General features: G+C 58.8%; 19 protein-coding genes and 2 pseudogenes. All 21 read right to left on the minus strand.

Translation table 11 applies throughout. From position 1 onward, the window contains the following. Window positions 1–353, minus strand: a pseudogene (locus LEPOCDRAFT_RS01490) (F0F1 ATP synthase subunit beta); the annotation flags it as partial. 54 nt (window positions 354–407) lie between these two features. After that, on the minus strand, window positions 408–1,289 hold the full coding sequence (gene atpG / locus LEPOCDRAFT_RS01495) for a F0F1 ATP synthase subunit gamma (protein ID WP_009453429.1): 882 nt from the start codon (window positions 1,287–1,289) through the stop codon (window positions 408–410). A 32-nt stretch (window positions 1,290–1,321) separates the two neighbouring features. Continuing rightward, the gene (atpA, locus tag LEPOCDRAFT_RS01500) at window positions 1,322–2,860 is read right to left on the minus strand and encodes a F0F1 ATP synthase subunit alpha (protein ID WP_009453430.1); all 1,539 of its coding nucleotides are present in this window, start codon (window positions 2,858–2,860) and stop codon (window positions 1,322–1,324) included. A gap of 86 nt (window positions 2,861–2,946) precedes the next feature. Beyond that, complete coding sequence (locus LEPOCDRAFT_RS01505) at window positions 2,947–3,480, minus strand: F0F1 ATP synthase subunit delta (RefSeq protein WP_009453431.1); 534 nt, start codon at window positions 3,478–3,480, stop codon at window positions 2,947–2,949. A gap of 2 nt (window positions 3,481–3,482) precedes the next feature. Beyond that, on the minus strand, window positions 3,483–3,953 hold the full coding sequence (locus LEPOCDRAFT_RS01510; protein ID WP_009453432.1) for a F0F1 ATP synthase subunit B: 471 nt from the start codon (window positions 3,951–3,953) through the stop codon (window positions 3,483–3,485). A gap of 76 nt (window positions 3,954–4,029) precedes the next feature. After that, complete coding sequence (gene atpE, locus LEPOCDRAFT_RS01515; protein ID WP_009453434.1) at window positions 4,030–4,296, minus strand: F0F1 ATP synthase subunit C; 267 nt, start codon at window positions 4,294–4,296, stop codon at window positions 4,030–4,032. An 81-nt stretch (window positions 4,297–4,377) separates the two neighbouring features. Beyond that, complete coding sequence (atpB, locus tag LEPOCDRAFT_RS01520) at window positions 4,378–5,241, minus strand: F0F1 ATP synthase subunit A (protein WP_009453435.1); 864 nt, start codon at window positions 5,239–5,241, stop codon at window positions 4,378–4,380. A 13-nt stretch (window positions 5,242–5,254) separates the two neighbouring features. Beyond that, on the minus strand, window positions 5,255–5,728 hold the full coding sequence (locus LEPOCDRAFT_RS01525) for an ATP synthase subunit I (protein WP_156793943.1): 474 nt from the start codon (window positions 5,726–5,728) through the stop codon (window positions 5,255–5,257). A gap of 122 nt (window positions 5,729–5,850) precedes the next feature. Beyond that, the gene (locus LEPOCDRAFT_RS01530) at window positions 5,851–6,756 is read right to left on the minus strand and encodes an SMP-30/gluconolactonase/LRE family protein (protein ID WP_009453438.1); all 906 of its coding nucleotides are present in this window, start codon (window positions 6,754–6,756) and stop codon (window positions 5,851–5,853) included. Between the two features lie 24 nt (window positions 6,757–6,780). Further along, a complete protein-coding gene (locus tag LEPOCDRAFT_RS01535; RefSeq protein ID WP_338033393.1) occupies window positions 6,781–7,134 on the minus strand; it encodes a GNAT family N-acetyltransferase in 354 nt (117 codons plus the stop codon). A gap of 168 nt (window positions 7,135–7,302) precedes the next feature. Further along, window positions 7,303–7,518 carry a hypothetical protein gene (locus LEPOCDRAFT_RS02575; protein WP_052306356.1) on the minus strand — a complete coding sequence of 72 codons (216 nt, stop codon included), beginning with the start codon at window positions 7,516–7,518 and terminating at the stop codon, window positions 7,303–7,305. After that, a complete protein-coding gene (locus LEPOCDRAFT_RS01540; protein ID WP_052306357.1) occupies window positions 7,500–8,000 on the minus strand; it encodes a cytochrome b/b6 domain-containing protein in 501 nt (166 codons plus the stop codon). The genes LEPOCDRAFT_RS02575 and LEPOCDRAFT_RS01540 overlap by 19 nt, the downstream gene beginning before the upstream one ends. Then, window positions 7,984–8,915, minus strand: a pseudogene (gene rpoH / locus LEPOCDRAFT_RS01545) (RNA polymerase sigma factor RpoH). Before rpoH ends, LEPOCDRAFT_RS01540 begins: the two are co-directional and overlap by 17 nt. A gap of 110 nt (window positions 8,916–9,025) precedes the next feature. Beyond that, window positions 9,026–9,799, minus strand: a complete 774-nt coding sequence (locus LEPOCDRAFT_RS01550) for a Crp/Fnr family transcriptional regulator (RefSeq protein WP_245526373.1) — start codon at window positions 9,797–9,799, stop codon at window positions 9,026–9,028. 74 nt (window positions 9,800–9,873) lie between these two features. Further along, window positions 9,874–11,373: a nitrogen regulation protein NR(I) gene (gene ntrC / locus LEPOCDRAFT_RS01555; RefSeq protein WP_043909733.1), complete on the minus strand. Its 1,500-nt coding sequence runs from the start codon at window positions 11,371–11,373 to the stop codon at window positions 9,874–9,876. Window positions 11,374–11,439: 66 nt separating this feature from the next. Next, window positions 11,440–12,522, minus strand: coding sequence for a nitrogen regulation protein NR(II) (gene glnL / locus LEPOCDRAFT_RS01560; RefSeq protein WP_009453448.1), 1,083 nt, complete (start codon window positions 12,520–12,522; stop codon window positions 11,440–11,442). Beyond that, window positions 12,519–13,022: a hypothetical protein gene (locus LEPOCDRAFT_RS01565; RefSeq protein WP_009453449.1), complete on the minus strand. Its 504-nt coding sequence runs from the start codon at window positions 13,020–13,022 to the stop codon at window positions 12,519–12,521. The genes glnL and LEPOCDRAFT_RS01565 overlap by 4 nt, the downstream gene beginning before the upstream one ends. A gap of 126 nt (window positions 13,023–13,148) precedes the next feature. Continuing rightward, window positions 13,149–14,564, minus strand: coding sequence for a type I glutamate--ammonia ligase (gene glnA / locus LEPOCDRAFT_RS01570; RefSeq protein ID WP_009453450.1), 1,416 nt, complete (start codon window positions 14,562–14,564; stop codon window positions 13,149–13,151). A 205-nt stretch (window positions 14,565–14,769) separates the two neighbouring features. Then, window positions 14,770–15,600: a competence/damage-inducible protein A gene (locus LEPOCDRAFT_RS01575; RefSeq protein ID WP_009453451.1), complete on the minus strand. Its 831-nt coding sequence runs from the start codon at window positions 15,598–15,600 to the stop codon at window positions 14,770–14,772. Continuing rightward, window positions 15,597–16,586, minus strand: a complete 990-nt coding sequence (locus tag LEPOCDRAFT_RS01580; protein ID WP_009453452.1) for a sterol desaturase family protein — start codon at window positions 16,584–16,586, stop codon at window positions 15,597–15,599. Before LEPOCDRAFT_RS01580 ends, LEPOCDRAFT_RS01575 begins: the two co-directional genes overlap by 4 nt. A gap of 16 nt (window positions 16,587–16,602) precedes the next feature. Further along, window positions 16,603–17,388 carry a polysaccharide deacetylase family protein gene (locus LEPOCDRAFT_RS01585; protein ID WP_043909736.1) on the minus strand — a complete coding sequence of 262 codons (786 nt, stop codon included), beginning with the start codon at window positions 17,386–17,388 and terminating at the stop codon, window positions 16,603–16,605. Window positions 17,389–17,396 lie beyond the last annotated feature (8 nt).

Consider the following 17,396-nt stretch of genomic DNA (forward strand, 5'->3'; position numbering starts at 1 on the left):
GGCAGACGGTGAATCGAAGCGGTTTGGGTCTGGCTGACCGGACCACGTTCATCGATCGGTGCGCCCAGCACGTCCATGATGCGACCCAGAGTCGCCTTGCCCACCGGCACAGTGATGTTCTCGCCGGTGTTGAAGACTTCGCTACCACGGCGTAGGCCGTCGGAAGAGCCCAAGGCAATGGTACGAACCACGCCGTCACCCAGCTGCTGCTGAACTTCCAGCGTCAGGGTGGAACCTTGCATCTTCAGCGCGTCATAGATCTTCGGCATCTGGTGACGTGGGAACTCCACGTCCACCACGGCGCCGATGCACTGAACGATCTTGCCAACTGCGTTGGTTTGAGTGTTCGACATATCGTTTCCTTCAATCAGTATTCGTTGCGTCTGGTTCAGCGTGCTGCAGGACGATCAGCCCACAGCGGCCGCGCCGCTGACGATCTCGGACAATTCCTTGGTGATGGCGGCTTGGCGGGTCTTGTTGTAGACCAGCTTAAGCTCACCAATCAAGGTGCCGGCGTTGTCGGTTGCGGCCTTCATGGCCACCATACGCGCCGACTGCTCTGAAGCCATGTTCTCCGCTACAGCCTGGTAGATCAGAGCTTCCACGTAACGAACCATGAGGTTGTCGATGACCGACTTCGCATCCGGTTCGTAGATGTAGTCCCAGCTGTATTGCTGCTTCTCAACGGGCGTCTGAGCCAGACGATCCGTCGGCAGAGGCAGCAACTGCTCGACCACCGGCTCCTGCTTCATCGTGTTGACGAAGCGGGTGCAGCAGATATAAACCGCGTCCAGCTTGCCCTCAGCATAAAGATCGAGCAACACCTTGACGGGGCCGATGAGCTTTTCCAAGTGCGGCGTGTCGCCCAACTGAATGGCGTGCGCAACAACTTCTGCGCCGATGCGATTCAGAAAGCCCAAGCCCTTGTTGCCAATGGCCACAGCTTGAACTTTCAAACCCGCCGCATCGAACTCACGCATCTTGTTGGTGGTCGCACGCAACACGTTGGTGTTCATGCCACCGCACAAGCCCTTGTCGGTCGTGACCACGATCATGCCGATCTTGCCCGTGCCATTGTTTTTCACCACGAAGGGGTGGTGATACTCCGGAATAGCCCGAGACAGGTTGGCAGTGATGTTGCGGATCTTGTCTGCGTACGGGCGAGACGCACGCATGCGTTCCTGCGCCTTGCGCATCTTGGACGCGGCAACCATCTCCATGGCCTTGGTGATCTTCTTGGTGTTTTCCACCGATTTGATCTTGCCGCGTATTTCCTTGCCTGACGCCATGACGTTGCTCCTTGTCGATCAGTCGCTGGGGATCAGGCGAAGGTCTTCTTGAAGGCAGCGATCGCGCCTTGCAACTCGGCTTCCGCGTCCTTATCCATGGCCTTGCTGTCATCGAGCTTCTTGAGCAGCGCAGCGTGGCTGGCCTTCAAGAACTGATGCAAACCGGCTTCGAAAGGCAAGACCTTCTTGACGTCGATGTCGTCCAAGTAGCCCTTGTTGACGGCGTACAACGTCGCACCCATCAAGCTGACCGACAGCGGCGAGTACTGAGCTTGCTTGAGCAATTCAGTCACACGAGCACCACGGTCCAGCTGCTTACGAGTTGCAGCGTCCAAATCGGAAGCGAACTGTGCGAACGCAGCCAATTCACGGTACTGCGCCAAGTCGGTACGGATACCGCCGGACAGGCCCTTGATCAACTTGGTCTGAGCAGCACCACCGACGCGCGACACCGAGATACCGGCGTTGATGGCGGGGCGGATACCTGCGTTGAACAGGTTGGTTTCCAAGAAGATCTGGCCGTCGGTGATCGAGATCACGTTGGTCGGCACGAAAGCAGACACGTCACCGGCTTGGGTTTCGATGATCGGCAGAGCCGTCAGCGAACCGGTCTTGCCCTTGACGGCGCCTTGCGTGAAAGCTTCGACATAGTCGGCGTTCACACGAGCTGCGCGTTCGAGCAGACGGCTGTGGAGATAGAACACGTCGCCAGGGTAGGCTTCGCGGCCTGGTGGGCGGCGCAGCAACAACGACACTTGACGATAGGCCACGGCTTGCTTGGACAGATCGTCATAAACGATCAGTGCATCTTGACCACGGTCACGGAAGTACTCGCCCATCGTGCAGCCGGTGTAGGCCGAGATGTATTGCATGGCGGCCGATTCAGCAGCAGTGGCAGCCACGACGATGGTGTAATCCATCGCGCCGTTCTGTTCCAGAGCACGCACCACGTTCTTGACCGACGAAGCCTTCTGGCCGATCGCAACGTAGATGCAGGTCATGTTCTGACCCTTCTGATTGATGATCGCGTCGATGGCCACAGCGGTTTTACCCGTCTGACGGTCACCGATGATCAGCTCGCGCTGACCACGGCCCACCGGCACCATCGAGTCGATCGACTTCAGACCGGTTTGCACCGGCTGGTCCACCGACTTACGTGCGATCACGCCCGGCGCAACCTTTTCGATCACGTCGGTCATCTTGGCGTTGATCGGGCCTTTGCCGTCGATCGGAGCGCCCAGAGCGTTGACCACGCGACCAATCAGTTCGGGGCCAACGGGCACTTCCAGAATGCGGCCGGTGCACTTGACAACGTCGCCTTCGGAGATGTTCTCGTAAGCGCCCAAGATCACGGCGCCCACGGAGTCACGCTCCAGGTTCAACGCCAGACCAAAGGTGTTGCCCGGGAATTCGAGCATTTCGCCCTGCATCACGTTGCTCAGGCCGTGGATACGGCAGATGCCGTCAGTCACGGAAACGACCGTGCCCTGATTACGGACATCCGTAGAGGCACCGAGACCTTCGATGCGGCTCTTGATCAGTTCGGAAATTTCTGCGGGATTCAGTTGCATAGATTGCTCCCAGTCTGGTCAGGCGGCCACATCTTGGTACATGGACGAACGACGCAGAGAAGATTCGGGTGCGAGCGATTAAGCTCTTACGCGGCCAGGGCCACCTTCATACGTTCGAGACGGGCTTTGACAGAAGTGTCCAACACTTCATCACCCACCACGACGCGGATACCACCGATGAGTTCAGGCTCGACGACCACGGTGGCTTGCAGCTTGCGGCCAAAGCGCTTTTCGAGCACAGCCAGCACCGGACCGAGGTCCGCAGGCGTGATCGGGAAAGCACTGAAGACCACCGCATCAGCCACGCCCTTGGCCGCATCGGCCAGAGCGTGAAACTGCGCGACGATCGCCGGCAAAACCACCAAACGATCGTTCTCGATCAGGGTGTGCAGAAAATTCTGCACGCCACCCGAAAGCGATTGACCGAACGCAGCCGCCACGACGTCAAACACCTGTGCCGACGTCGACGTCGGACTGGCTGCGAATTGCAGCAAGCCTGCGTCACCGGCGATCAGGGCGAGCCCGTCAAGCTGTTGTGTCCAGGCGGCCAGATCACCTTGGCGAGCGACTTGGTAGAGCGCCTCGGCATAGGGACGCGCGATGGTTGCGAGATCAGCCATGATCAGAGCTCCGTCTGGAGACGACCCAGCAGATCAGCATGCACAGCCGGATTGACTTCGCGCTTGAGGATCTGTTCGGCGCCCTTGACAGCCAGCACAGCCACTTCGCTGCGCAGGGCTTCGCGAGCCTTGATCGATTGCTGTTCGGCGTCAGCCTTGGCAGCTGCGACGATCTTCAAACCTTCTTCATCGGCACGCTTTTTGGCGTCTTCGATGATCGACTGCGCGCGCTTTTCTGCTTCAGCGAGCAGCTTGGCAGAGTCGTTGCGCGACTGTGTCAGTTGCTCTTCGATCCGCTTGTTCGCGCTGGCCAATTCAGCCTTAGCGTTGTCAGCAGCAGCCAAGCCATCCGAAATTTGCGCAGCACGCTCATCCAGCGCTTTGGCAATCGGCGGCCAGACAAATGACATCGTGAACCAGACCAAGATCGCGAAAACGATCATCTGGACGATCAGAGTTGCAGTAATGCTCACGTGAGTGCCTCAATGGGTAATGGACGCGACGAAAGTCCGTCTCTGCACGCAGCAGGAACGGAGCTGGCGACGCGAATTACTTGGCGGCGATCTGAGCGAGCTGAGCCAGGAACGGATTGGCTGTAGCGAACCACAGAGCAACACCGGTACCGATAATGAAGGCGGCGTCAATCAGGCCAGCCAACAGGAACATCTTGGTTTGCAGTTCACCCATCAGTTCAGGCTGGCGAGCAGCCGACTCAAGGTACTTGCTACCCATGATGCCGATACCGATACAAGCACCAACGGCACCCAGACCAATGATCAGGCCAGCGGCGAGGGCAACAAAGCTGATAACTTCCATGATGGACTCCTAGTTCGAGAGGTTATGTGGGAAAAGAGAAAGGAAAAACCGACTAACTTGATTCAACGCAGCAAAGCGCGATCAGTGAGCGTCATGCGCTTGGCCGATGTACACCAGCGTCAGCATCATGAACACAAAGGCTTGCAGGGTAATGATCAGGATGTGGAAGATCGCCCAAGCCGAACCAGCAATGATCTGACCGATGGCCAAACCGATGCCCGTTGCGCTCAAGGACCAAGCACCACCCATCATGGCAATCAGCAAGAAGATGAGCTCGCCAGCGTACATGTTGCCGAACAACCGCATGCCATGCGAAACAGTCTTGGCCACAAACTCAATGAGTTGCATCATGAAGTTGAAGGGATACAAGGCCCAGTGATCACCGAACGGCGCAGAGAACAACTCATGCACCCAGCCGCCAATACCCTTGATCTTGACGTTGTAGACCAAGCAAACCAGCAACACGCCGACCGACAGACCCATGGTCACCGACAAGTCAGCCGTCGGCACAGAACGCAGGTAAGCGTGATGCGCATCGTGGCCCGTCGCACCGTAGATCGAACTCCAGATCGCCGGGAGCAAATCAACCGGCAACAAGTCCATGGCATTCAGGATGAAGATCCAGACAAAGACGACCAAGGCCAACGGCGCAACCAGCTTGCGACTGTTGGCGTTGTGCACGATGCCCTTGGCTTGGGACTCCACCATCTCAACCAGCATTTCCACAGCAATCTGAAAGCGACCCGGCACGCCTGACGTGGCAGTGCGCGCAGCACGCCACAAGACAAAGCAACACACCAGACCCAACAAGATGGAAAAAATCAACGAGTCGTAGTTGATCACCGAAAAGTCAACAATCGACTTCGGCTTAGCGCTCTGAAGATGGGTCAGGTGGTGAACGACGTATTCACTCGCTGTGAGGACATGCTGCTCGGCAGAAGACATGGTTCTGATACTTTTAACGACCCCGCCACGAGAGCGCAAGCCAATAGACCTTCATACACAACATCACCGCCACCAGCAAAACCGGCCAACTGAGATGTTGCACAACCCGTGATGCCAACATCAGCATCACGACCGAAACCACAATTTTCAACAGCTCCCAGATCACAAACCCAGCCGCACCGGCCAGCGGTGATCCCAAGGAAAGCCGACTGGTCATCCCACGCGCCATCAAGACACCCGGAACAACCACTGCTGCCGCACCGTAGAGCGCAGACCAAGCTACAGAGATTTCGCCAGACCACCCAAAGGCGATCAAAGCAAAAACAACACCCACCAACACTTGAACGCCAACAACTCGCCACGGACTGACCGAAGCAAATTGCGACTTCATGCTAAGCACTTCTTCACGAGTCAGCCGCTTGAAGGGTGTACTCTCGTACTTGTCAGCCTCGTCTTCCCAGCCATGGGCTCGAACGTTTCGTTCCATTTTTGAGAATTGCTTGGGCTTTTCAGCAGAATTCCGCATTGTATACGTATAAACGAGCAATTTCGACCTGATGCCCTTACGACACCCTCAGGCATTCTCAAGGTTTGAGCTAGCGCAAGGGGTTACAGCCTTCGTGCTAGCGGTGCTGCCAGCCCAGCAACAGCCACCCTCATCGACAAGACTTTGCCGGCCCAAGGCTGTACCACTAGCTCTGCGGCAGGTCGGTTGTAGCTTGCCGTCGTGACGTAAAGCGTTCGTAAATCCGCTCCGCCAAAGGTAAGCATGGTGGGACATTGCACAGGCAACGCGATTTCATCCGTCACACGCCCTGATGCATCCAATCGCAAAAGGCGAGCCCCTTCATACATGGCGACCCAGTAGCCCCCCTCTTGATCCATCGCAGCTCCATCGGGCCGTCCTCCATACGTCTCAAGGGGCTGCCCTAGATCCCGCAAAGGGAAAGAAACAAAAGTACGTCGCCGACTGATGACGCCCGCGTCAGGATCAACATCAAAGGCATCGATACGATGGGCCTTGGTATCCGACCAATACATCGTTCGACCATCCACACTCCACGCCAACCCATTGGCGGTCGTGACACCAGAGGCGCAAGCCTTGAAACCATTCGGATCCAACCGATAAAGCGATGCCAACAACTTGTCACGCGGCTCGTAGAGAGTGCCGACCCAAAAACGACCTTGGGGATCACATTTGCCGTCGTTGAATCGCTCTTGGCGCACGTCATATGGTGCAGCAGCAAGCAATTCAACACACCGCCCAACAAGAGGATCGAAACGATGCACCCCATCGCGCAGGGCGACCCAAAGTCCACCGTCCTCAGCAGGCACCACACAACCGGGCTCCCAAGGCAGTTGCCACGCTTGTTCAAGTTCAGTCACAGGATCAAGGCAATGAAGGCTTCGACCTGGAATGTCGCACCAATACAAAACTTGATCGATTGGATGCCAAAAGGGCGATTCACCCAACAAACAAGACCCGCTAACCGGACGAATGGTGGAACACAACATGGCAAACAGCGCTCAGGACAGTGGTTAATAGGCGGACAACGGCCCTTGAAGATCAACCATCAGGTAGTGCGCTCCGGGGACCGGGCTGTAATGGTAGGGCGGTACCTCGATGAAACCCAGCGAGGCGTAGAGCTCGCGCGCCGTTTCCATGTCATCCAAGGTATCAAGCAACATCGTCGAATACCCCGCTTGGTAGGCCTGATTCATCAACGCTTGTACCAAAATCCGGCCTAATCCTAGGCGGCGAAAAGCAGGGCGAACATACAGTCGCTTCATTTCGCAAGCATTGGGATAGTCCACATCCACTTGCTGACGAAAAGCTCCGCACCCGGCAATCGCTCCACGCCACTGCGCAAGCAACAACAACCCGCCGTTCATCTCCGCATAGCACCCGGGCAAAGACCGCACCTCACACTCAAAGTCACCGATGGCATGACGCACCGAAAGAGAATCGGCGTAGTCCCTGAAAATGGCCTGAGTCGCAGCAAGGTGGATCGGCGTCGAAGGCGAAAAAGATGGCAGTCAGACGAGTCCATCTGTGTGATTTTAGCCGCCCACTTGCCCCAAGCTGACAAGGCTAACAACACCCAACAGACAAAGACAGAAGCAAACCAAAGCCTTGCCCCGCTGGCGCGCGTTATCCACGGATGGCACCAGACCCGCCGCCGACATCGGTGGATAAACCTTGTCACCATGCCACATGGGCCCGATCAGATCTTCATGCCGCACGCACTGGTGATAGATCACTGCGCCCAGATGCAACCCGATCCACCCCACAACAAGCCTTGCCCCCAGTGGCCATGCCAGTGCGTGGCGCTTTCAGAAAACGATGCGGTGACACCACTGACCCAAGGGCCTGCGTAGGCGACCCCATCGTCAGCGACCCACCCCGTGAGCACCATGAGGGTCAAGAGGCCCCAGAGGCCCCACACCGAAAGCGCCCCCAACGGGTTATGCCCCACCGTTGGCGGCAGGCCCTCACGCAGATAACGCATCCACTGAACCGGTCCCACCACAAAGGTGGTGAACCGCGACCAGTGCCCGCCGACAAACCCCCACACCCACCGAAACAGCAGCCATACAGCCACACCGTGACCACAGCGCATGTGCCAGTCCATCCAATCGGCACCCACACTGGCTGTGACAAGCGCCCCCGCCACCATCAGCATCAATGCGCCATGGGCCAACCGGGTGGGCAGATCCCAAACCCGTAACAAGGACGAAGGGTCAGGTTTGCGCAGCAAGGGCTGAGCGCATCTTCTTGAGGGCTGCCACTTCAATTTGACGAATGCGTTCGGCACTCACGCCGTACTCAGCGGCTAGATCGTGCAAGGTCATACCACCGCTGCCATCATCATGGACATGCAGCCAACGCTCCTCGACGATACGACGACTCCGAGCATCCAAGGCGTCTAAGGCGCGCAGCAACCCAGGCCCTGCCAACTCATCCATGCGACGAGCTTCCAGCAATCGAGTCGGCTCTTGGCGCTCATCGGCCAAATAGGCGATGGGCGCGACAGCCTCATCGTCATCCTCCGAACCAGCCTCCAAAGCGACATCTCCCCCGGCGAAACGGGTTTCCATCTCGATGACGTCTTCGCGCGCCACGTTCAACTCGCGAGCGACCGTTTCGATTTCTGCCTCGGACAGCGACATCCGATGCGTTTGCCCATCGAGCGCTTCAGCCTTGAACTGACGCTTCATGGAGCGCAGATTGAAAAAAGCTTGCGCTGGGCTTTGGTCGTTGCAACCTTGACCATGCGCCAATTTTTCAGCACGTACTCGTGAATCTCAGCCTTGATCCAGTGAGTGGCGTAGCTCACCAAACGCACGCCCTGCTCTGGGTCAAAACGCTTCACAGCCTTCATGAGGCCGACATTGCCTTCTTGGATCAGATCACCTTGAGGCAGGCCATAACCCACGTACTGGCGAGACAACGACACCACCAGCCGAAGATGCGATAACACCAAACGACCGGCGGCATCCAAGTCACTGTGCTGCTGCAAGCGTTGCGCCAGCGAAACTTCTTCATCTGCCGTCAACATCGGCAGCCGATTCACGGCCGAAATGTAGGCATCCAGATTTCCCAGCGACGGCACCATCGCCCACGGATCCCGGGAGCTTAACGAAGCAGCAGAAGGAAGAACCATAGCATTCATGAAGAGGGCACAAGGGTGGAGATCTCCCCAGTCTAGCACTCACCCAACAAGAGTGCCAAAGCACTTCATCACAGCCCCAAGAACCCTCCCGGGTATCGTTTCAGCCCCGTCTATCGAGTCGCACCAGCACAACGCTGGAGCTGTGACCGGTCATGAATCCGCACGGTATACCCCTGCATGCTGATGAAGCCACGCTGTTCAAGGTTGCGGATCAAGCGGGACAGGGTCTCGGGGGTCATCGCCAGTTGTTGTGCGATATCACGCTTGCGTTCTTGCAAGCGAACCTCACAAGTCAAGCTCTCGCCCGGTGGACACCGCTGTAACAACCACTGCGCAAATCGGGCCGAAGCATCGTTGTGCAACAAATTACGTGAAGTTCCCGTAAGGACGCCGATTTGTTGAGCCAAACACACACACAATCGCTCTGACAGGGAAGTATGCGCAGCCAGTTGCAGGCGCAAAGCGTCCAAGGGCAACTCAGCCACCGTCACATCAGACAGTGCTTGAGCCTCCATGGCATGAGGCTCACCCAGCCAAGCGGAACTCAGATCCAACCATGCGGGCCCCGTCAGCGTGCGCTCGGTGCGTAAGTCACCATCCATGGCTCGAGAACCCAACACCACATCACCGCGCAGCAACAGCACCAAATATTGAGCGATCCCCAATCGATCCAGCACAGCCTCACCCGCAGACACCTCGCGGCGGCGGGCCAAGCGGGTCAAGACACCCCACTCCTCAGCGGTGAGCGGTGCTCCAAAAATTTTCTCCCACGGTGTGGGATCAGCGGGAGGGGGAGGCGGCCCAACCACCCTGCGACGCGGACGCGGCAAGGTTGAGGCACCATCCAGAAAAGCCAAGACATCGGCAGGCACGTCAAAACCCAAGTGAAAATTGTGGGCGCACTGTCTCCCAACTCCTCAGGTCTCTCTTTGAGATAGGTCAAGCCCCACCCTACCCCTTAGTCTTCCAACCCCAGATCTTGAATCTTGCGGGTGATGGTGTTGCGGCCAATCCCTAATTTATGCGCTGCTTCGATGCGGCGACCCTTGGTCATGGACAAAGCCGTACGGATAAGCTGCCCCTCAAAGTCTCGCGCAAGGCGATCCCATATGTCAGGCTCACCTCGCTCCAGCAGGCTGCGAGCTTGGCGCTCCAGATCAAGCAACCAGCCCTCTCCCATGGCATGCACAGCATTCAAACTCTCCGCCGCAGACACGGCCGGCATCATGGCATCCCTCACCAGATGAAGCTCTGGCCCCGCGCGAGACCTCCCCGCGTCCGATGACATGAGCAAACCGACTGGCGGTGAGCCAATGATCTCTGGCGGCAAATCCTTCGGATCAACCATCTGCGCCGGCGCCATCACGGTCAACCAATGGCACAGATTCTCCAACTGACGCACGTTGCCCGGAAAGTCGAAATCCATCACCCGCAGCAAAGCGGCTTCGGAAATTCGTTTCGCTTCAACGCCCAATTCTTTGGCACTGCGGGCCAAGAAATGGCGCGTCAAACCAGCAATGTCCTCGCGGCGTTCACGCAAGGGCGGCAAGCGCAGCCGGATCACATTCAAGCGATGGAACAAGTCCTCGCGAAAAACCCCATCCCGCACCCGTTCTTCCAAATTTTGGTGGGTGGCAGCGATCACTCGAACATGGGTCTTGATCGGCTGATGCCCACCCACGCGGTAGTACTGCCCGTCGCTGAGCACCCGCAAAAGACGGGTCTGCAAATCGAAGGGCATGTCACCGATTTCATCCAAAAAGAGCGTGCCATTGTCGGCTTGCTCAAAACGGCCCCGGCGCATCGCCTGCGCGCCGGTGAACGCGCCGCGTTCGTGACCAAACAGCTCGCTTTCCAGCAAGTCCTTCGGAATCGCCGCCGTGTTGATCGCCACGAAAGGCCCATCTGCGCGCGGACTGTGCTTGTGCAGCGCACGCGCCACCAGCTCTTTGCCTGAGCCGGACTCCCCTGTGATCAGCACCGTGACTTGGCTCTGGCTCAGCCGCCCGATGGCGCGAAAAACATCTTGCATCGCCGGCGCCTGCCCGAGCATTTCAGGCATCTCGGTCGCACTTTCGTCGATCAGTTCTTCGCGCAAGCTTTCTTCGGCGGCTCGGCGGATGAGCTCGACAGCTTTGGTCAGATCGAAGGGCTTGGGCAGATATTCGAAAGCACCACCTTGGAACGCCGAAACCGCGCTATCCAGATCGGAATAAGCCGTCATGATGATCACGGGCAACCCCGGATACATCGTCTTAGCTCGCCCCAGCAGGTCAATGCCCGAGCCACCCGGCATGCGGATGTCACTCACCAATACCTGCGGGGAATCCTCTTGCAAAGCGACTAAAACGTCGCGTGGGTTGGTGAAACTGCGCACAGGCAGGCCTTCCCGAGCGAGCGCCTTTTCCAAAACGAAGCGGATGGATTGGTCGTCGTCAACGATCCAGATGGATTTCATGTCTTGCCCGTTTCCCTTGCATGTCCTTGGCATGTCACCGTGCCGGAGTGGCATGCACACCCGACATCACGGCAACGGAATCAGGATCCGAAACAACGTTCGCCCAGGTTCGCTCTCGCATTCAATCGTGCCCCGGTGCTGCTGGATGAAATCCTGCGCCAGCGTCAGTCCCAAGCCCGATCCGCCGTCCCGGCCGGAAACCAGCGGGAAGAAGATGCGATCACGAATCTCGGCGGCGACGCCGGGTCCGTTGTCCTCGATATGCAATTCCAGTGCCAGTCGGTAGCGATGCAGACCAATGGTGATCTGCCGCGCTGCGCGGGTACGGAGAATGATGCGAGCCGAGCCTTCTTGGCGGCGAGCTGCCAAAGCTTGAGCAGCGTTTTGCGTCACATTGAGCACGGCTTGAATCAACTGCTCACGGTCCCCCCGGAACTCGGGCAAGGAAATATCGTAGTCCCGTACAAGCTCCAAACCCTTGGGGCACTCGATCAGCACCAAGGCGCGCACGCGCTCTAGCACCTCGTGGATATTGACGTCAGCCACCATTTGCGGCCGACGATGCGGTGCGAGCAACCGGTCCACCAAACCCTGAAGCCGATCCACCTCGTGGATGATGACTTGGGTGTATTCGATCAACGCCTTGTCGTTGAGATCCATCTCCAACAACTGCGCCGCCCCCCGGATACCACCGAGCGGGTTTTTGATCTCGTGAGCCAAATTACGGATGAGCTCCTTGGTCATCCGAGCTTGGTCCAAAGTCCGGGTTTCACGGTCTTGGCGAGCCTGCTGCTTGATCTCTACCACTTCCAGCAACACCTGCTGCTGACTCCGCTCGATCTGCGTGACGATCACATGCACCGGCAGCGGCTCTTGGCTCAGCACATGAGGTTGACGCAGGCTGGCATCAAAGCGCCCGGTGCTGTATTCGTTATCGACCACCGCCTGTACCGTGCTCATCAGCACCGAACGCTGGATAAACCAGTCAAACACGCACTGCTGCTGCAAGTGCCGCCGAGGCAAACCGAGGGTGTTTTCAAACGCAGCATTGACGAAGGCACACTGCCCTCGGAGATCAATCACAGCCACCATCGTGGCCAAATGATCAAAAGCATCGAAAACCGATGCGCTACGCGCAAAGGTGCTCATGGTGCAGCCACTTTGGAAAGCTCACGGCGAATCGCCGCAATGTCGGCCTCCTTGCGGGCGATGGCGGCCTTCATGTCGGCGACCCGCTCTTGATAACGCGAGAAATTACGTTCCTCACCGCGTCGCTCAGGCTCGCCGCCGTTGTAATCCTTCTGCATCTGCGCCAGCCGCTCTTCGTCCTTGCGCAACTCGGCTTCCAAGATACGTCGCGCATCGCTGTCACGGGCACGCTGCTCAGCCGGATCAACCCGCACCGCACTGGCTGGACCCGAAGCGCCACCCGCAGCTGACGAACCCGCTCGACGGGGGGTGGACGATTGAACGACCGTGACCGGTGCGCCGTCCAAGGTCTTGCAACCCCGGGCCGCAGCCTCTTTGACACTGATCTGATCGGTGTACAGATTGCCGGGGCATCGGTACACCTGACGGTCCTGAGCATGGGCCGAGCTCAAGGTCAAGCCCAACACACCGGCAACAGCCCACAGCACGATGCGTGACATTCAATGAACTCCAGTGATCATGTTTTCCAAGCCGGACGAGTATGGCGCAAAAAAGAGACGGCCTTGGCGGCCGTCTCTCGTCGTGTTCGCGAGCAAGTCGGCCGCCTTAGGAGCGACCGAAAAGCCTCACAGACTGTAGTACATGTCGAACTCGATCGGATGGGTGGTCATGCGCATGCGCGTGACTTCCTGCATCTTCAGCTCGATGTAGGCATCAATGTACGAATCGGTGAACACACCGCCCTTGGTCAGGAAGGAGCGGCCCTTGTCCAAGTATTCGAGCGCTTGTTCTAGGCTCGAACACACGGTCGGGATCAGCGCGTCTTCTTCCGGCGGCAGGTGATACAGATCCTTCGTGGCGGGCTCGCCCGGATGGATCTTGTTTTCCACGCCATCCAGACCGGCCATCAACAGCGCGGCAAAACCCAGGTATGGGTTCATCAAAGGATCGGGGAAGCGTGCTTCGACGCGACGGCCCTTCGGGTTCGGCACGTGCGGGATACGGATCGAAGCCGAGCGGTTCTTGGCCGAGTAAGCCAACTTCACCGGGGCTTCGTAGCCCGGCACCAAACGCTTGTAGCTGTTGGTGCCCGGGTTGGTGATGGCGTTCAGCGCGCGAGCGTGCTTGATGATGCCGCCGATGTAGTACAGGGCGAATTCCGACAAACCGGCATAGCCGTCGCCAGCGAACAAGTTCTTGCCGTCTTTCCACACCGACTGATGCACGTGCATGCCGCTACCGTTGTCGCCAACGATGGGCTTGGGCATGAACGTGGCGGTCTTGCCGTAGGCGGCCGCAACGTTGTGGATGATGTACTTTTGCAGCTGAACCCAGTCAGCGCGCTGGATCAGCGTGCTGAACTTGGTGCCGATTTCCATCTGGCCGGCGTTGGCCACTTCGTGGTGATGCACTTCAACCGGGATGCCCATGGCTTCCAGGATCAAGCACATTTCCGAGCGCATGTCTTGGCCGGAATCGACCGGAGGCACGGGGAAGTAACCGCCCTTGACGGTCGGGCGGAAGCCCTTGTTGCCGTGTTCGTAGTCTTTGCCGGAGTTCCAAGCCGCTTCTTCCGATTCGATCGAAACGAAGCAGCCCGACATGTCGGCGTTCCAGCGCACGCTGTCGAAGACGAAGAATTCAGGTTCCGGACCGAAGTAGGCGGTGTCGCCCAAGCCGGTGGACTTCATGTAGGCTTCGGCGCGCTTGGCCAAGGAACGCGGATCGCGCTCGTAGGGCTTGCCGTCACCCGGCTCGATCACATCACAAGTGAGGATCAGGGTCGGTTCATCGAAGAACGGGTCGATGTTGGCGGTATTGGGATCCGGCAACAGGATCATGTCCGAAGCTTCGATGCCCTTCCAGCCAGCGATCGAAGATCCGTCGAACGCATGACCCGACGCGAATTTGTCTTCGTCAAAAGCAGAAATGGGCACGGAAACGTGCTGTTCCTTGCCACGGGTGTCGGTGAAGCGGAAATCAACGAACTTGACTTCGTTTTCCTTCACCAGCTTCATCACGTCGGCGACGTTCTTGGCCATCAGAGGGCTCCTAGGGAGATGGAAAGTATGCGTTGAACGGTAGGGTGTACCCCGTGCTGTGCAACAGGGCGCCCGGCAATGTAGCAGAAAGCATGCCGCCGATCCAAGGGGCCGCATGGAAGGTCATTCGCCCCATGCGGAGCCCGATCCGCCGCAATGGCACTGATTTGGTGCAAATAAAGGCACCAAATCAGCGCAAAGCAGCTCAGGCGCCGCGCACCATTTCAGGGCCGAGCTTGGCCGACATGTGAAGCAAGCCCATGTTCAGGGCCTCGAATGCCGCCAGCAGTTGCGGATCTCGCCCTTTGACGCCCAACTCGATATGCCGCCCGTATTGCGGGTGATCGACGCTGGGCAAACTGAACACCTTGATGCCCGCAAAACCGGCTTCGATCTCGATCATCAACGGCGTGAGGCTGGCCTCCATCGCACCAAAAACGATCACCGAGCGTTCCGCTTGCGCTTGGCCGCCGTGCAACGCAGCGTAGCGACCGTCCAGCAGTGCTTCGATCATCGGATGCGCCATCACGGGGAATCCCGGCACGAAATGCACACTGCCCACCGAGAAACCAGCAATCCGGTTGTAGGGGTTCGGAATGATCTCGGCCCCAGCGGGGAACTGCGCCATGTTCAGGCGATGGATGTTGTCAGGGTGCTCTGGCTGATAGACCTCGCCGCGCTGCTCAGCCAGTTCACGCATACGCTCGTGGATCAGCTCAACCGCTTGCGGATGCGCCTCCAGCGGCCGACCCAAGGCTTGGGCCGCACATTGGCGCGTGTGGTCGTCAGGTGTGGCACCGATACCGCCACAGCAAAACACCACATCTCCGCTGGCAAAGGCATCGCGCAAGGCCGCCGTGATGCGTGGCCGGTCGTCACCGACATAGCGCACCGCGTCAAGCATCAACCCGCGCGCCGTCAGCAGCTCAATGACTTTGGCCATGTGCCGATCTTGGCGCTTGCCCGAGAGAATTTCGTCGCCCACGATGATCAACGCAAAACGCGGGGCAGCTTGGGGATGAGAGACAGCAGTCATGAACGATCTTTCTTGCAAAACAGCAACCGCTTCAGCCCCAACCACTGCTGAGCCCAAAAGCCCTCGCCGTAGTCACGCCCGCCCGCTTCGAGCGCTTGATCGCGGATGCCGGTGGGCTCGTTGCCACCGTCAAAACGGGCCGTGCGAAAGAGCATGTCCCACACCGGCAGCAGCACCGCAAAGTTGTGTCCACCGAGCGTGCCTTGGCCTTGAGACTCGTGGCCGATACCGATGCCGTGATGCACACGGTGAAACCGGGGCCCAACCACCAAGCGCGCACCCAACCAGCCCAGGGACAAGCGGGCATTGGCGTGCGACAGGTTCTCGACCAACTGCGTACACGCCACCACCGCCACAAACTGCCCCGGAGCCACGCCGATCGCATGGCCCAGCGTCACCATCAAGGCGTCGCGCAGCAGATCGTCGAGCAAGTGATTACGGCTGTCGGTCCACATCGTCATCTGGCGCTGGCTGTGATGCACCGCATGCAGGGCCCACCACCAGTTGAAGTGGTGCTGCGCCCGGTGCAAGCCGTAATCGGCCAAGTCAAAGGCCACCAAGTAAACCAAGAAACCCGCCAAGGCCGTATCCGTCACACCCACCCACAGCGGTGCAACCCAAGCGTCAAGCTGAACCCCGGCCACACCTTGCACCGCCAACCAGCCCCAAAGATCGTTCCACAACGGATCAACCGTGAAGAACAAGGCCACCCGGATCAGCCCCAAGCGATGCAGCAGGGTGTAGAGCACATCGACCCGCACGGCGCGCTGATCGGACCAGACCTCGATGGGCCGCCAGCGCTGCAAGGGCCCGATCAGCGCCAGCATCACCGCCAGCTGGATCAGCCCCACCAGCAGCCAGCCGGTGGCGTCATAGGCGTCTTCGAGGATGGAGCCGCCGCCCGTGGCAAACACCAGCGGCTGCACCACGTGCTCGAACAAGGTTTGCTGCGCCGCTGAAAACGCCGACGTCAGAGCATCGATCATCGCCACACCCGCTTCTTCAAAGCTTCACACCGGCCTTCACACCAGCTTTCACACCACCCGTGCGAATCCAGTCCCGGTAATCGGGATGCTCCGCCAAGGTGGCAAAGCAGTAGCCCTTTTTCAGCAGACCTGTGACCAGCGGCTCCAGCACGGCCGGTGCCCACGGGTCTTTGCGCGACCAAATCCCTAAGTGCGCCGCCAAGATGTCGCCGGGGCGAATGTCGCGCAGCGCCTTGGCCAGCAGCTGGGCGTTGGGATAGCGCTCGCTGGGCAACTCATCGCCCAAAAAGCCCGCTGGGCTCCACGGCACCATGCGGTAGCCGCATTGCTTGGCAGCAGCCTCCAACTGCGGCGAGACCTTGCCACCGGGGGCGCGAAAGATCGGCGCGATGCTGCGCCCGCCGCTCATCTCGGCAAACCGCTGGGCCGGCCGATTCAGTTCGGTGCAGAACTGGGTGGCATCCCAAACCTGCGTCTTGCCAGTCTGCGGGCCGAAAGACGCTTTCATCTCAAAGCGCCCATCTGGCAGATCGCGCCGCCAGCCCACGTGATCCCACGTGTGGCTGCCAAAGAGGTGGCCTTCGTCGGCGCGCGCCTTCCACCACGGCGCCCAATGGTCGTCGAGACTACCGCCATCAAGGGTGCGCTCGTTGGCCATGAAGAAGGTCACCTTGATCTGATGGCGCTGCAAGACTTCAGCGATCAGCGGTGCCACGCCCATGTGGCCGGTGTCAAAAGTCAGAAAGATCGGCTTGGCACAACTGGGCGGATTGAGCAGCGCGGGCTCCACCGGAGCCGCCACCGCCGACC

Source organism: Leptothrix ochracea L12 (assembly GCF_000262525.1).

Excerpts from the sequence above, each read along its gene's own strand:
- LEPOCDRAFT_RS01530 (WP_009453438.1), bottom strand. The coding sequence starts at position 6,756 with ATGTTGTGTTCCACCATTCGTCCGGTTAGCGGGTCTTGTTTGTTGGGT.
- LEPOCDRAFT_RS01535 (WP_338033393.1), bottom strand. The coding sequence starts at position 7,134 with ATGAACGGCGGGTTGTTGTTGCTTGCGCAGTGGCGTGGAGCGATTGCC.
- atpG (WP_009453429.1), bottom strand. The coding sequence starts at position 1,289 with ATGGCGTCAGGCAAGGAAATACGCGGCAAGATCAAATCGGTGGAAAAC.
- LEPOCDRAFT_RS01505 (WP_009453431.1), bottom strand. The coding sequence starts at position 3,480 with ATGGCTGATCTCGCAACCATCGCGCGTCCCTATGCCGAGGCGCTCTAC.
- glnL (WP_009453448.1), bottom strand. The coding sequence starts at position 12,522 with ATGAGCACCTTTGCGCGTAGCGCATCGGTTTTCGATGCTTTTGATCAT.
- atpE (WP_009453434.1), bottom strand. The coding sequence starts at position 4,296 with ATGGAAGTTATCAGCTTTGTTGCCCTCGCCGCTGGCCTGATCATTGGT.
- LEPOCDRAFT_RS01575 (WP_009453451.1), bottom strand. The coding sequence starts at position 15,600 with ATGACTGCTGTCTCTCATCCCCAAGCTGCCCCGCGTTTTGCGTTGATC.
- atpA (WP_009453430.1), bottom strand. The coding sequence starts at position 2,860 with ATGCAACTGAATCCCGCAGAAATTTCCGAACTGATCAAGAGCCGCATC.
- LEPOCDRAFT_RS01565 (WP_009453449.1), bottom strand. The coding sequence starts at position 13,022 with ATGTCACGCATCGTGCTGTGGGCTGTTGCCGGTGTGTTGGGCTTGACC.
- LEPOCDRAFT_RS01525 (WP_156793943.1), bottom strand. The coding sequence starts at position 5,728 with ATGGAACGAAACGTTCGAGCCCATGGCTGGGAAGACGAGGCTGACAAG.
- LEPOCDRAFT_RS01580 (WP_009453452.1), bottom strand. The coding sequence starts at position 16,586 with ATGATCGATGCTCTGACGTCGGCGTTTTCAGCGGCGCAGCAAACCTTG.
- atpB (WP_009453435.1), bottom strand. The coding sequence starts at position 5,241 with ATGTCTTCTGCCGAGCAGCATGTCCTCACAGCGAGTGAATACGTCGTT.
- ntrC (WP_043909733.1), bottom strand. The coding sequence starts at position 11,373 with ATGAAATCCATCTGGATCGTTGACGACGACCAATCCATCCGCTTCGTT.
- glnA (WP_009453450.1), bottom strand. The coding sequence starts at position 14,564 with ATGGCCAAGAACGTCGCCGACGTGATGAAGCTGGTGAAGGAAAACGAA.